The sequence below is a fragment of the Flaviaestuariibacter flavus genome (assembly GCF_004337505.1).
In the GTDB taxonomy this organism is placed as follows: Bacteria; Bacteroidota; Bacteroidia; order Chitinophagales; family Chitinophagaceae; genus Flavisolibacter; species Flavisolibacter flavus.
This window is the reverse complement of sequence record NZ_SJZI01000050.1, coordinates 243,279-257,574: the sequence shown is the minus strand read 5'-3', so window position 1 is coordinate 257,574 and position 14,296 is coordinate 243,279. Positions and strand designations below refer to the sequence as shown.

13 protein-coding genes are annotated in these 14,296 nt (G+C 57.4%); 8 read left to right on the top strand and 5 right to left on the bottom strand.

Annotated features, from left to right (window positions below):
* Nucleotides 1-38 precede the first annotated feature (38 nt).
* Complete coding sequence (locus tag EPD60_RS15185) at nt 39-863, top strand: type 1 glutamine amidotransferase (protein ID WP_131450366.1); 825 nt, start codon at nt 39-41, stop codon at nt 861-863.
* Nucleotides 864-1,043: 180 nt separating this feature from the next.
* The gene (locus EPD60_RS15180; RefSeq protein WP_131450365.1) at nt 1,044-2,240 is read left to right on the top strand and encodes an ATP-grasp domain-containing protein; all 1,197 of its coding nucleotides are present in this window, start codon (nt 1,044-1,046) and stop codon (nt 2,238-2,240) included.
* Between the two features lie 57 nt (nt 2,241-2,297).
* Here the strand turns inward: EPD60_RS15180 and EPD60_RS15175 are convergent, their stop codons facing one another.
* Nucleotides 2,298-4,346, bottom strand: coding sequence for a TonB-dependent receptor plug domain-containing protein (locus tag EPD60_RS15175; protein WP_131450364.1), 2,049 nt, complete (start codon nt 4,344-4,346; stop codon nt 2,298-2,300).
* A gap of 80 nt (nt 4,347-4,426) precedes the next feature.
* Here EPD60_RS15175 and EPD60_RS15170 point away from each other — a divergent pair, with 80 nt between their 5' ends.
* Together EPD60_RS15170 and EPD60_RS15165 are read left to right on the top strand one after the other, a co-directional pair.
* Complete coding sequence (locus EPD60_RS15170) at nt 4,427-5,092, top strand: metal-dependent transcriptional regulator (protein ID WP_131450363.1); 666 nt, start codon at nt 4,427-4,429, stop codon at nt 5,090-5,092.
* Nucleotides 5,093-5,177: 85 nt separating this feature from the next.
* Nucleotides 5,178-5,657 (top strand): hypothetical protein, encoded by a 480-nt coding sequence (locus tag EPD60_RS15165; RefSeq protein WP_131450362.1) that lies wholly within the window; start codon nt 5,178-5,180, stop codon nt 5,655-5,657.
* Nucleotides 5,658-5,730: 73 nt separating this feature from the next.
* Here the strand turns inward: EPD60_RS15165 and accC are convergent, their stop codons facing one another.
* The 3 genes from accC to EPD60_RS15150 all read right to left on the bottom strand — a co-directional run bounded on the left by accC (nt 5,731) and on the right by EPD60_RS15150 (nt 8,576).
* A complete protein-coding gene (accC, locus tag EPD60_RS15160) occupies nt 5,731-7,068 on the bottom strand; it encodes an acetyl-CoA carboxylase biotin carboxylase subunit (protein ID WP_131450361.1) in 1,338 nt (445 codons plus the stop codon).
* 122 nt (nt 7,069-7,190) lie between these two features.
* Nucleotides 7,191-7,679: an acetyl-CoA carboxylase biotin carboxyl carrier protein gene (gene accB, locus EPD60_RS15155; RefSeq protein WP_131450360.1), complete on the bottom strand. Its 489-nt coding sequence runs from the start codon at nt 7,677-7,679 to the stop codon at nt 7,191-7,193.
* A 66-nt stretch (nt 7,680-7,745) separates the two neighbouring features.
* On the bottom strand, nt 7,746-8,576 hold the full coding sequence (locus EPD60_RS15150) for a fimbrial biogenesis chaperone (RefSeq protein ID WP_131450359.1): 831 nt from the start codon (nt 8,574-8,576) through the stop codon (nt 7,746-7,748).
* 104 nt (nt 8,577-8,680) lie between these two features.
* Here EPD60_RS15150 and EPD60_RS15145 point away from each other — a divergent pair, with 104 nt between their 5' ends.
* The 4 genes from EPD60_RS15145 (at nt 8,681) to EPD60_RS15130 (ending at nt 13,560) form a co-directional block, all read left to right on the top strand.
* Complete coding sequence (locus EPD60_RS15145; protein ID WP_131450358.1) at nt 8,681-9,556, top strand: hypothetical protein; 876 nt, start codon at nt 8,681-8,683, stop codon at nt 9,554-9,556.
* A gap of 116 nt (nt 9,557-9,672) precedes the next feature.
* The gene (locus EPD60_RS15140) at nt 9,673-9,945 is read left to right on the top strand and encodes a hypothetical protein (RefSeq protein WP_131450357.1); all 273 of its coding nucleotides are present in this window, start codon (nt 9,673-9,675) and stop codon (nt 9,943-9,945) included.
* Between the two features lie 140 nt (nt 9,946-10,085).
* Nucleotides 10,086-10,586 (top strand): hypothetical protein, encoded by a 501-nt coding sequence (locus tag EPD60_RS15135; RefSeq protein ID WP_131450356.1) that lies wholly within the window; start codon nt 10,086-10,088, stop codon nt 10,584-10,586.
* Nucleotides 10,587-10,659: 73 nt separating this feature from the next.
* The gene (locus EPD60_RS15130; RefSeq protein ID WP_131450355.1) at nt 10,660-13,560 is read left to right on the top strand and encodes a hypothetical protein; all 2,901 of its coding nucleotides are present in this window, start codon (nt 10,660-10,662) and stop codon (nt 13,558-13,560) included.
* Between the two features lie 45 nt (nt 13,561-13,605).
* On the opposite strand, the gene efp is transcribed toward EPD60_RS15130, so the two are convergent.
* Entirely contained in the window at nt 13,606-14,172 is a 567-nt protein-coding gene (gene efp / locus EPD60_RS15125) for an elongation factor P (RefSeq protein WP_131450354.1), read from the bottom strand.
* Nucleotides 14,173-14,296 lie beyond the last annotated feature (124 nt).

The following is a 14,296-nucleotide window of genomic DNA, read 5'->3' as shown; positions in this document are numbered from 1 at the left end:
TTTCCCTTATGTTTGTCGCCTGCAATTGAGGACGGATTATGTTACGCATCGCCATTCTAGACCTGTATGAAGGCCAGCCCAACCAGGGTATGCGCTGCCTGCGCGAGATCATCAACCAGTGGGGAGAGTACCACGGCATCGACCTGAGCTGGGACGAATTCGACGTGCGCCAGCGAAACGCGGTGCCCGACCTCAGCTATGATATCTTCATCTCCAGCGGCGGTCCCGGCTCCCCGCTGGAAAGCATCGGCTCCGAGTGGGAAGAAGCTTATTTCGGGTGGCTCAACAGCGTGCTCGACTGGAACAACAACCCGCTCAACGAGCAGAAAAAACATGTTTTCTTCATTTGCCATTCCTTCCAGCTTGCCTGCCGCCACTTTGGTATCGGCAGCGTTACCAAACGCAAGTCAACGGCCTTTGGCGTCTTCCCGGTGCACGTGCTGCTGGAAGGCCAGCAGGAGCCGGTGTTCCGTGGCCTGAAGGATCCCTTTTACGTTGTAGACAGCCGCGACTGGCAGGTGATCGACCCCGACTTCGACCAGCTGCAGCAGATGGGCGCACAGGTGCTTTGCATCGAAAAATACCGCCCCCACGTGCCTTATGCACAGGCAGTGATGGGGCTGCGTTTCAACCCCTGGATGATCGGCACGCAGTTTCACCCCGAAGCCGATGCGGTGGGCATGCGTATGTACCTGCAACAGCCCGACAAGAAGCAAAACGTGATCGACAACCACGGCCAGGAAAAATGGGAAAGCATGATCGAAGGCCTCAGCTCGCCCGACAAGATCATGTGGACCTACAACCATATTCTCCCCAACTTCCTTACGATCGCGGCGCATAAGCATATCCTGCAACCGATATGATGGAGAGAAAGGCCGCAGATTTTTTATGATCCTTATGATTTACGCAGATATAGTTACCGGCGTAAGCCAATCATAATAAATCATAACCAATCTGCGTATCCCGCCTGCGGGATCAGCGTTCTTTCTCTCTTCGCACCAGCCAAAGTGATTCTTGCCTATCTTGACGGCAAACGACGCATCATGATCCCGGCATTGCGCAAGGCATACAACGAAGCATTTACCGAAGAGAAATACAGGGCTTTTGTCGAAGACCTTTCCAATACCCATCCCGGCCAGCTTGACTTTCGCGTTGCCGAGACGCCCATCTTTGTGCCGAAGGACTTTCGCGACAAGATGCTTTCGGCCTGTGAAAGCATTGTAGATGCCGTGTTGCAACCTGAGTATATCAGGCAAAGCGAAGCGGCCATCCCCCCGCAGCTGCGCGTGCCTAACGAAGACGGGCATCCGCAGTTCATTGCTTTCGACTTTGGTATCTGTGCGGGTGCCGACGGTGTGCTGGAGCCGCAACTGATCGAGATGCAGGGCTTTCCGAGCCTCTTCGCCTACCAGGTGCTTTTCCCGGAAGTGCACCGGCGTCATTTTGGCGCGCCCGAAGGATTCAGCCCCTACCTCAACGGATTCAACAAGGAGACCTATCTCGCCTTTTTGAAAAAGCTGATCATCGGCGATGAGACACCCGAAAACGTAGTGCTGCTCGAGATCTTCCCCGAACAACAAAAAACGCGGATCGACTTTGCAGCGACCAAATCCTTTATCGGCATCGAAACGGTTTGCCTCACCCAACTGATCCGGGAGGGCCGAAAGTTGTATTATGAAAAAGCGGGTCGGCGCATTCCCATCAACCGGATCTACAACCGCCTCATTTTCGACGACCTGCACCAGCAACCGGCCGATGTGCAGGAAGTCGGCAAGCTGTTCCAGGAAGACCTCGACGTGACCTGGGTGCCGCACCCCAACTGGTTTTACCGCCTGAGCAAATACACGCTTCCCTTTATCGATCATCCCTATGTGCCGAAAACAAAATTCCTGAGCGATGTGGCAACGCTGCCCGCCGACCTGGAAAACTACGTGGTGAAACCGCTCTTCTCGTTTGCCGGACAAGGTGTTATTATCGATGTCACTCCCGAAGCAGTGGCTGCAATTCGCGACCCCGAAAACTGGATCCTGCAGCGCAAGGTGCCCTATGCGCCGGCTATCCTCACCCCCGACGAGCCGGCGAAGGCCGAAATCCGGATCTTCTATTTCTGGGAGCCCGGCACGCCGCGGCCCATCGCCACCAATAACCTGGCGCGACTGAGCAAAGGCAAGATGGTGGGCGTACGCTACAACAAAGACAAGGAATGGGTGGGTGGAACTTTTTGCCTGTTTGAAGAGTAAGGTAGAGGGAAAGATTGATGAAGGAGAACAAGAGTTTTTCTTATTAACCTTCCTGCTTCACTCCCATTTGAGCCGCACCCCGAGGAACACGCGCCGACCCTGGTTGGGTGCGTATACGTACGACGGATCGAAAGGCAGGCCGTAAGGATCAGTACGCTTCTCGAAAGGATCGTGCGCGCGGGCGATGAGGAAGGGATTGCCTTTTACCGGCGTCCAGTTCAGCAGATTCTTGATGCCGCCGTAAAATTCCACCCGCGGGGAAATGTATTTCGTCACCTGCAGGTTCTGCACGCTCCACACGGGCGAGTAGGGCCGGCGCGGATCGATCGCCCCGGGGATGACAAGCAGCGGGAGCCGCATCGGTCCATAGACGTTGCCGGTATAATCGAAGGTCCAGCCGGACGCGGGCAGCGTATAGCTGAGCGACCAGGTGCCGCTCCAGCGTTCGGTAAGCACGGGCAGTTTTTTTTCGGACTTGCCATCGGGATTCCGGGATACGGTGGCTACGTCCTGCAGCGTGCCGCCGATATTGGCGCGGAGGCGGTTGCGGATATTGCCTTCGAGCGAAAAGCTTACTCCGCGTGAAAGCGCATGGCCATCGAGGTTGCGGAAGATGATGCTTTGCGGGTCGGTGTCGTAGTCGGCCACGATGCGGTTGCGGAAGTGCGTGTACCAGGCCGATACATCCAGCGTAAAGGCACGGCCCGGCCGGCCGAAAGGCAGGGTGTAATTCAGGTTGGCGTTATAACTCGTTTCGGGTTTCAGCTCACCTTCGATAACTACAGCGCGGGCACCGGTGAGCGCAGCATGCTCCTCCGTGAACAGGCTCACCACCCGGAAGCCGGTGCCCGCATTGAGGCGCAGCACCTGACCGGCAGGCAGCTTCCAGCGCCAGGCAAAGCGCGGCGTCAGGATCGAACCGTGCAGCGGGTGGTGATCGTAGCGAAGCCCCGACAATACGGTATGCCGCGGGCTGAGTGTCCATTCGTCCTGTACAAAAATTCCCGGCAGCAACACCCGTTCCGGTGCATTGATCCTGGTCAAAGTATCCACCGTGGCGGTGGAATTGTCATCGTAAAATGTATGACGACCCACAGCACCGACCAGGAGGTCGTGCCTGCGACCCAGGTTGCCGTTCCAGGTGAGCTGCCCGAACAGGATGTTTTGCTCCGCCAGGAAGGCCGTCGTGCCATAGGCCGCATTCTGGCGGTGTCCGGTTGCGGAAAAGGAGAAGTTCCAGTTGCCACGCACCGGCAACGCGTAGCGGCCGAGCAGCTCCCAGCGCGACGTGTAAATGCTTTCGCCGTACACGCTGTCGCCGCCGCGGAAACCGCGTTTCCATTCTAATTCCCCTCCCCAGCGATCTTCGTAGAAGTAGCGGCCGGCCATTGTGAAGGGCTTGCCGCTGGCACGCACGAAATTCCATTTTTGAAATATGGACACGCGGTGCTGCAGCGTCACGTCGGTGAAGTTGTCGCCGTTGCGGTCAACGGGATTGCCGTAATAGAAATAGTGCAGTCCCGTCAGCGCGGTGGCCTTGCCCACGCGCAGCCGCACGCCGGCGTCGACGCTGTGCTCCAGCCAGCTCGTACTCATGGCGTTGAGCGAAAAACGGGGCGCCTTCAAAGGGTCTTTCGTAATAACATTAATAAGCCCCCCGATGGCTTCGGAACCATACAGGCCTGAAGCAGGTCCTTTAATCACTTCCACCTTTTCGAGCAGCTGGCTCGGGATTCCGAAAAGACCGTAAACCGTACCGAGACTGCTGACGATGGGCATTCCGTCGATGGTAACCATGGTGTAAGGCCCTTCCAGACCGTTGATATGAATATCGCCGGTATTGCATACCGAACAGTTGATTTGCGGGCGGACACCGTTCACCTGCTGCATCGACTCGAAAAGACTCGGCGTAGGGTTGCGCTTGAAGTAATGCGCGGTATAGACCTCCACCGCCACGGGGCTTTCCAGCCGACGTACGGGCTTGAGCGTTCCCGACACCACCACTTCGTCGAGGTTGGACGCAGCCGTAACCGGCAGGATCGTGTCCTGGGCCCAGGAAGGAAGCCCGAAGAATGCGAGTAAAGCAAGAAAGAGGACGGTCCGCATGACAAATGTTTGAAAGGCCAAAAATACATTATTTGGGATACCAAATTTTTAGACCGGGGTATCCCTGCTAAATTTGTGCCATGTCGCACTTCACCCACCACTTCGAAGAGAACTACCTGAAGGCCATTTTCAAGCTGGGACAAAAGCCGGTGCGCAAGGTCAACAACATAACCTTGTCGCGCTACCTCGAGCTCAGCCCGGCCTCGGTGCTGGAAATGGTGCGCAAGCTTACCGAGCGCGGGCTGGTGTCTTTACAGCCCGACAAATCGATCCGGCTGACGGCCGAGGGCGAGCGGCAGGCGCTGGCCATTATCCGCAGGCACCGCCTCTGGGAAGTGTTCCTGGTGCAGAAGCTGGGCTTCCAGTGGCACGAGGTGCATTCGCTGGCCGAAGAGCTGGAGCATATCAATTCGGGCGAGCTTACCGACCGGCTCGACGCCTTCCTCGGCTTCCCTCCCTACGATCCGCATGGCGACCCTATCCCCGACCGTTACGGACGGGTGCAGGCGGCACGCAGCGTGCCGCTGGCCGATGCCGCGGCAGGCAAAACGCATATCATCGTTTCCTTTGCCGAAACCGACGACGCCTTCCTCGATTACCTCGGTAAGCTCCAGCTGCTTCCCGGGACGCGGATCAAACTCACGGAGCGTCATCCTTACGATCAATCCTGTGCCGTAACTGTGAAAAAGAACGCTTTTCAGCTGAGCGAAAAGGTGGCGCGCAATATCTTAGTTCGACCGGCATAAGCCGGCAACACTGCTTTAACAAAACCTTCCGTCCTGCACCCGGCCTCTGGCATATATTTCTCTTATGGGTGTCAAAACAACCACTATGAAAAAAGTAATTACCCTCGTCCTCTTCTTCGGCATTGCCGGTGGCGCTTTTGCCCAGTCCGATGCCGAACGCGCCGCCGGTGTGATCCTGCGGGGCGGTGTTCCCAACGCTGAGCGCTACCCTCAGGGACAGTACCCGAGCGGCAGCCAGCAGGACGCGATCAATGCCATCAACCGCGATTACGACGCGCGTGTGGCCGCGGTGCAGGCCGACCCGAACATCAGCGCCGCTGAGCGCGAGCGGCGTATCCAGGCCCTGAACCGGGAGCGCGCCCGCCGCATCGATGCCGTCAACCGCCGCAATGGTCAGGGAACCCGGGACCGTGATTACGACCATGATCGCGACCGCGATCACGACCGTAACGATCGGATGAAAAAGAACGGAAAGGACAACGGTAACCACTATGGCTGGGAGAAAGGAAAAGGAAACCCTCATGGCAACGGCAACTGGAAACACAAGAACAAGAACAAAGACTAAGGATAGCGCGAACAGAAGAAAGCCCCTCACCGAAGTGAGGGGCTTTCTTATTTTACAGGCTTTCGAAACAATCTTATTGCATCTTGAACGACTCCAGGAACTTCGTGTTGAAGTCACCCGAGCGGAAGCGCTCGTCCTGCATCAGCTGCAGGTGGAACGGAATGGTGGTCTTCACTCCTTCGATGACGTATTCGCTGAGGGCACGGTACATGGTATCGATGGCTTCCTCGCGGGTTTGCGCCACGGTAATCAGCTTGCCGATCATCGAGTCGTAATACGGCGGGATCACGTAGCCGGCATATACGTGGCTGTCAACGCGCACGCCGTGGCCACCGGGCTGGTGCAGCACGGTGATCCTGCCGGGTGAGGGGCGGAAGTCGTTATAGGGATCCTCAGCATTAATGCGGCACTCGATGGCATGCATCGTCGGCTCATAGTCTTTGCCGGAGATCCGCTCGCCCATCGCGATCTTGATCTGCTCCTTGATAAGATCGTAGTTGATCACCTCTTCGGTTACGCAGTGCTCTACCTGGATACGGGTGTTCATCTCCATGAAGTAGAAATTGCGGTGCTTGTCGACGAGGAATTCGATCGTGCCCACGCTCTCGTAGTTGATGGCTGAGGCAGCCTTCTTGGCGGCTTCGCCCATGGCGTGACGCAGCTCGGGGGTCATGAAGGGCGAGGGAGATTCTTCCACCAGCTTCTGGTGGCGACGCTGGATGGAGCAGTCGCGCTCGGAAAGATGACACACGGTGCCAAACTGGTCGCCCGCGATCTGGATCTCGATGTGACGGGGCTCTTCCACGAATTTCTCCATGTAGATACCATCGTTCTTGAAAGAGGCGCCCGCTTCCGCTTTGGCGGTGGTGTAGGCACGTTCCATTTCGTCTTCCGCCCAAACAACGCGCATACCCTTGCCGCCGCCGCCGGCCGTAGCCTTCAGGATGACGGGGTAGCCCATGCCTTTGGCCAGGCCTTTCGCCTCATCGAGGCTTTGCAGCAGTCCCTCGGAGCCGGGAATCACCGGAACACCGGCGCGGATCATCGTTTCCTTCGCCGTGATCTTGTCGCCCATGGCGTTGATCATCTCGGGAGTGGGACCGATGAATTTGATGCCGTGGTCGGCGCAGATCTTCGAGAACTTGGCGTTCTCCGCCAGGAAGCCGTAGCCGGGGTGAATGGCGTCGGCATTGGTGATCTCGGCGGCCGCCATGATGTGCGGGATGTTGAGGTAGGAGTCGGAGCTCTGCGGTTTGCCGATGCACACAGCCTCGTCGGCGAACTTCACATGCAGGCTGTCCTTGTCGGCCGTTGAATAAACAGCAACCGTTTTGATGCCCATCTCGCGGCAGGTGCGGATCACACGGAGCGCGATCTCGCCGCGGTTGGCGATCAGTATCTTTTTAAACACAGATAAATCTTTTTAATGTGGTAATGTGTTAATGCGGTAATGCGGTAATAATATGACCGAAGGGAGCTTCGTTGGCGACAGATCCATTATCACATTATCACATTACCGGATTACCGCATTGATCAGGCGGGTTCTACGAGGAAGAGGGGTTGATCGTATTCGACCGGCGAAGCGTCCTCTACGAGGATCTTCACGATCTTGCCTTTCACTTCGCTTTCGATCTCGTTGAACAGCTTCATGGCCTCGATGATGCAGACTACTTTGCCGGGGCTCACCTCGTCGCCAACGGTTACAAAGTCAGGCTTGTCGGGCGAGGGACGGCGGTAGAAGGTACCGATCATCGGGCTCTTGATGGTAACGGTATTGGCCGAAGCGGCGGCAGGAGCGCCAGCCGGAGCAGCGGCGCCGGAAGCGGCGGGCAGCGCGACCTGAGGGGCCTGCATCTGGGGCATCGGGAGTTGCATCTGGGGCATGGAAGCGGCCATCACCTGGGTGATCTGCTCTTCCTTTTGACGGATGGTGATCTTGAAGTCTTTCTGCTCAATACTCACTTCGCCAATATTAGTGTCGTTGACCAGCTGGATCAACTCCTGAATTTGCTTAAAATCCATGTGCTTCAATTTGAATGGGGTTTTGGTTTGAACAGGGGGCGAAGATAGGGAGGAATTGGTATCCACCTATTTGCCGTTGGCACCGTTTGCGACAGCCGGTTTTACCTCGATCGTCTTTTCAATTCCCTCCAGCGGAACGTCGCCGCCGAGGTCGAGTACGCCGAGCGCCGAATAGGTGCCCGCTGGCAGGTCGGAAGGCAACTTGATCCGCACCTTGCGGACGCCTTCGGGGAATACCGGAAAGTCGACCAGCTCGGTCTTGTATTGCCTGCCGGTGGCCACCTCCGTGAGGTTGATATACGCCTTGCAGTTTACCATCATCTCACCAGTATTGCGCATCTTCAGCTCGTATACATCGGGCGCGTCGGCGGCAGGGCGCAGCGCGAGGGCTTTTACCTTGCGCAGCCCGAGCGCCGGTGGCGTCTGGTAAATATGTACCCCGATGCGGAACGACTCCTTGATAGTAGCCTGCAGCTGCTTCTGGCGGCGGGTGGCGCTATCCTGTTCCTCCACGGTATGCAGGAAAAGCATGGCCCATTTCATTTGGCGGAATTCGGCGCTGTCGGCCGGGCCCTGCAGCTGTACTACCAGTTGTGTTGACTGGCCGGGCTCCAGCTCGATGAAATTCCGGCTCAGCTGCACCCAGGTGGCGCAGGAGCGGCGCAGGGTATCGGCACGAAAATACTGGTGGGCGCCGGTGCTGTCGCGCAGCCAGTCGTTGATATAGGCCTGGAAGGCGACCTTTTTATCGGAAAAGTTGGACAGGGAGATCGTTTGCGACTGGCTGGCGCCGGGAGCCACGCGGAAATCAAGGGTGGAAGGCTGCACGGAGATCCGCTGGCCGAAGCCGCTGAGGCATGCCAGCAGGGCAAGACATAGTACAGTTAGTGGTTTCATCCCAAATACCGGTTTAAACAAAGTTACTTACATTTGGCGTTACCAGATTGCGCCGGGTGACTATGAAGGACCGATATCGAAACTTAAGCGGATGGCTCCTGTTTTTGCTTGTCGCCCTTTTGCCGGAGCGCCTGGGCGCCCAGTCCTTTAACGTGATAGCCCCTTCGGCAATCACCGTCAGCACGGTCGCACAACTGGAAAGCAGCACCATCACCATTCCTCAGGCTTTTTCCCTGATCATCAACAGTGGCAGGAAAAAATACGATCTAGCCGCGATCGTAACTTCTACGAGCCCGGCCACCTCCCCGATTGCCGCCGGGCTGCTCCAGGTCCGCTTCAATAATATCACCCCTAACGACAACACCGGCTACACCCTGGGAAATATAGCCCTGGGCAATACCGCGAGCCAGGTGCTGGCCACCAAGGCCAACGACAACAACAATAATAACATCGTTGCCCGCTACGACCTCATCCTCCAGCCCATCGGCTGGGCGGTACCGGCCGGCAACTACACCTTCAACCTGTCGGTCACCTACTCGGAAAACAAGAACACAAGCATTACGCGGACGATACCGATCACCGTTAACGTTCAAAGAATCGTCGCGCTTTCCCTGGCCACCGGCCCTTCGCACGTATTTACATTTGCCACTACCGGCGAATTTGATGCGGGCAAGTCGATCGCCAACGGCAACAGCTTTACGCTCAAGAGCAACTCGCCCTGGATCTTTACCGCCCGGAGCGCTTCGAGCAGCTTCAACTACAGCGGGTCGCTCGGCCCAGAAACCATGCCTGCTTCGGTACTGAAAGTGTCGGTGGGCAGCACCGAAGTGGCGCTTTCCACAACACCGCAGACCCTGGTCTCGGGGAGCGCCACACCGGGCTCCTCGCCCTATTATATTTCCTACCGCGCCACTCCCGGTTATGCCTATTTACCAGGCACTTACACAATTGCACTGACCTATACGTTAACTGCCCCCTAGCAGCGCTTAGGTGTTTTTTCAGAGCACCTGAAAATCGCAGCGGGTTGGTGTACTCCAGAGGTACAGGGATGCTAAATTAGACCTGGGTGCCCCGGCACTCAGAAAATCCTATCCCCTTGAAGTACTTCCTGTTCCTGGTTTGCACCAGCCTGTGCGTCTTTGCGCAGGCGCAAAAGGTGGCAGTCGGCTCGGCCGCGGCCACGATGACGCTGCGCCTGCAGCCGCCGGCACTTTTCGAAAAGACCGGCAATCCGCTACACCCCTTCCTGGTCCAGGCTCCCGTAAGGTGGAGCTGCGTGCGCGAGCAGCGTGGCCGCCACCGGGCCGCCATCCCGGCAGCATTCTCCCGGATCCGCGCGGGCGAGCTGCTTACCCTGAGCCGTCCCTGAGGCCCATTTCAGGTTCAAATAGCACCATCCAATGCATTTATAGGGGTTTACCATAGCTTTTTTGGAGAGTTTTGCTGAGATATCGATAAAGGTTTCTATTTTAGCACATCAATTCATTACACCCTCCAAAACAACTTCGAATGAAAAAGATCGCCCTTGTTCTTTTTGCTGTTTGCGGATTTGCCGCTGCAAATGCCCAAACGAACGCAACTGCATCGACTTCCGGCCAAACGGTTACGCTGGTGCTCAACAACGCACTGACGATCAATTATACACCGAACACGACGCATACGATGACCTTCACGACCGTCGCTGACTACACTTCGGGTATCGAGCTCCAGAGCGCGGGTACAGTCACCGTTTCTTCGAACAAGAGCTACCACCTCACTGCCAAGGCTGCTACGGCCAACTTCGCCGACGGCGGCGTTACCACCACGACGATGCCGGCAAGCGTACTGCAGGTTCAGGTGAACGGCGGTACCGTTCCCTACCAAGGCCTCAGCACCACCGACCAGAACATCGGCAACTTCAGCCGTGGCTCGGGCAACGTGCACAACATCGATTATAAAGCGGTTCCCGGCCTCAACTACGACGCCGACACGTACACGATCAACGTCGTGTTCACCGCCACCCAATACTGATCTGTCACCAGATTCCTGAGAAGCCCTTCCCAACCCGTGGAGGGCTTCTTCATTCCTGCCGCCGGCACACTCCTTGAACTTCCACAAGCCAAATATTACCCTACACCTCCTCTTCCTGCTGTGCCTGCTTTCGGGCACCGGGAATGTATTTGGCCAGGCGCCCCTCTCCCTGCGCTTTATAAAGGACACGGTGGTGATCGACGGCAACGGCTTTCAGTTCAACAGCCTCCGCATGGAGAATACCGGCAGTGCGCCCCTGCCCGTTACCGTCAGCCTGCAATACTCCGACTACCTGCAACTCGTAACTCCGGTTACCGGGGAACGCCTGCTGGCACCGGGCGAAATTCAGTACCAGCCCCTGCACCTGGCCCTGCGCCGCCCGCACCTGTCGGCGGCGGCCGATACGGTATGGGTTCATTGCACTGCCGGCGGCAGCACGAAAAGCGCTTCCTTCGTACTCCGCGAACAACCCTATATCCGCTGGTCCTGCACGGCCCTGCAAAGCGAGGTACTCTATTCAGGGCGGCAACCCAACTCCTCCGTGGAGATCAGCCTGCAAAATTCCGGCAACGTGCCGCTCGAGCTGCAGCTCAGCTCCGAATCTCCTCCCGGAGTCACATTTCAGATCAACGAAAAAAAGCCCGTGCTCGCGCCCGGAGAGCGGCGCGTCTTCCGCGTACCGGTGGTGTTGCAGACCCGGCTGGAGGAACTGCGCACCTATGGCTACCTGTTTGCCCAAGACGCTACCGGCGATAAGCGGATGATCCCGGTCAACTTTATCCGCACCGATAATATCTACTCGCAGGGCGTGGAGCGCTGGGAAAAAATGCCGCTCTCGGTTGACCTGAACCTCCGGAATTTTACGGGTAGCCAGCCCGCCCTCCTGATGGGCGCCAGCGGCAACCTCAGCTTCAGCAAAGACCGTCGCCTCGACGTGCTGCTTTCCTCTCCTACTTATTTCCAGGGTTACCAGCTGACGCCGCAGCAGGGACACCTGCTGTATTCCACCGCGCGCAGCCGCACGCTCCTGGGATACCAAAACGAATTCCGCTACTTCACGGCCTTCGGCCTCGGGGCGAACGTTCAACTGTTTTCGGCTGACAAGAAAGGTACCACTGAACTCGGCTTTATCCGGCACTACCTGAATGAGGCCACCACTTCGTTCATCAGCCTGGCCCACCCGCTCGCGCGGCGATGGAACTGGAGCAGCCAGCTGTTCTACAACAGCGACCGCACCGAAGGCACACGCAGCCTGCTGAACATGAATGAGGTAGCCTGGGAGTTCGCGGCAAAACAAAAGATCGGCCTCCGCTTCGGCGGTGGCGGCAGTACTCCTTTGACCGCGAAAGCCGGCACTGACAGTACGGTGAGCAGCGGGCTCATTGGCTACACCTTCGACAAAAACTGGAACCGCTGGCAGGCGAGCTCGCGCCTCGATGTGTTCGGGAAGCACTTTCCCGGGATGTATAAAAATTTCACGTTTCACGATCATGAACTGCGTCGCGCCTTTGGCAAAAAGCTGCAGCTTTCGGCCTTTTACCGTTCCAACGTGCGCGTTTACAACCAGTCCGTCGACGCTGCCATCCGCAACCTGATGGTCTCCGGTATGGAGGAATACGGGATCGGGTTTTCAGGCGTGCGCAAGCAACTCAGCTTCAATTCGTCTTTCGGCATCTTCCGGCAGTGGCAGGACAGCTTGTCGGCCTTTGTTCCGGAGATGTACCGCCTGTCCAACACCCTGAATTTTTCAAGGAACGGCTTTTCGCTTTATTTCACCAGCCAGGCCGGGATCGTGCGGCTCCGGGGACGTACGGACATCGCTCCTTATTTTGCCGTAAACAGTTCGCTCAACATCCAGTACGGGCGTGCCGGACTTCAGCTGCAGCACTGCCTGAACCCGTATTATTACTACGAGATCAAGGAGTCGCTGCCGGCGCCCCGCTCCTACCGGCGCCTGCAGTTCGCACCCTATTACGAGCACTTCTTTCCCAAGATCGGGCTCAGCATTTTCAACCAGTACAGCTACACGCTCAACTCCAGCTACGGCACCGACTTCAGCTTCCTCACAACACGTGTCAGCAAGCAGTTTCCCGCCATCGGGCTGCAGGTAATGCTGAACAACAATGCCGGTCTGCGCAGCAACAGGGCGGTCTTCACCGACCTGACGATCCGCAAGTCGCTTTCGGTGCCTGTTTATAAAAAGCGTAAATCGTACAACTTCGACCTGGTGCTTTTCCGCGACCGCGACAACGACCAGCGCCCCGGTGCCGGCGACGAGCCGCTGGCGCATGCCGACGTGCTGGTAAACGGCAACTGGGTTCGCACCGATTCAACAGGTACGCTTTCCCTGCGCGACATCGGGGCCGCTGATCTCGATATCGACTTTTCAAAAATCAAAGGGATCCGCGGCTGGCTGCCGCGCGACGGGCTCCGCCAGAAGCTCAACCCCGCACGCGCGGGAAAGCAAATGCTGGTGCCCTTCCGCATCGGGCGCCTGCTGCGCGGCCGCCTCGTGCTGATCGCCGACAATATGAGCAACCAGCACATGGAGCTGTCGAGCATCCGGGTGACTGCCACCGACGCGGCGGGCAAGTCGTTCAGCACGCTTACCGATATGAACAGCGAGTTTTCGCTGGAGTTGCCGGGAGGCAGCTACCAGGTAACGCTCAATGAAAATGTGTTTGATGATGAATACGTACCGGTCACCACTTCGCGGATCGCAGACCTGAACGGTGACGAGCCCGTAGAGATCGTGTTCGAGGTGATGCAGCGCAAGCGGAGCATCAATATCCGCCGTACGCCCGACAACGGGCAGGACGAGGAGCGCGACGAAGAGGAGCCGCGCGAACCGATGTTCAAGGAGACGCCGAAGCGCGAAAGCCCTGCACAAGCGCCCGCGCAGCGCACACCCGATCGCAACCCCGACCGCCGGCCGGAGCGCGGTCCGTCGAAGCCCACCGCCCGGCTTAAATGAAAAAGCCCCGGGATCCCGGGGCCTTCTTATCTGAGTGCGCTTGAATTATTCTTTTACGCGTTCTACGTATTCACCGGTCTTGGTGTTGATGCGGATCAGGTCGCCTTCGTTTACGAACAGGGGCACCATTACCTGGGCACCGGTTTCGATGGTGGCGGGCTTCAGCGTGCGGGTAGCGGTGTCGCCCTTCATACCCGGCTCGCTATAGGTGATCTTGCTCACCACCTTGTCGGGCAGCTCCACGCTCATCGGCAGCTCGGTCTCGGTATTCACCAGCACGGAGCATACCATACCCTCGGTCAGGAATTTCGGTGCGTCAACGAGGTTCTCGGCAACGGCGATCTGCTCGAAGCTTTCATTGTCCATGAAATTGAAGCCGGTATCGTCCTGGTACAGGTACTGGAAGTCGCGACGCTCCACGCGCACGGGGAAGATGTTCTCACCGCTGTTCCATGTTTTTTCGATCGTGCGGTTGTTGTCGACGCCGGCGAGCTTTGCCCACACTTTGGCGGCGGCACGCGCGGTCTTGTTTTCGCCGTACTCCACTACTTTGTATAAACTGCCGTCCAGCTTGATGATCAAACCCCGGCTGATATCTGCGGTCGTTGCCATAAATATGCTGTAATTAAAATTGATGGTTTGGGCGGCAAATATAGCGGAAGTTTCGGTGTTTCGGGCTTCCTGCCAAATCAGGTATCGGCGTACCACCGACGCCGGTTTCTGTGGCACCTTTTTT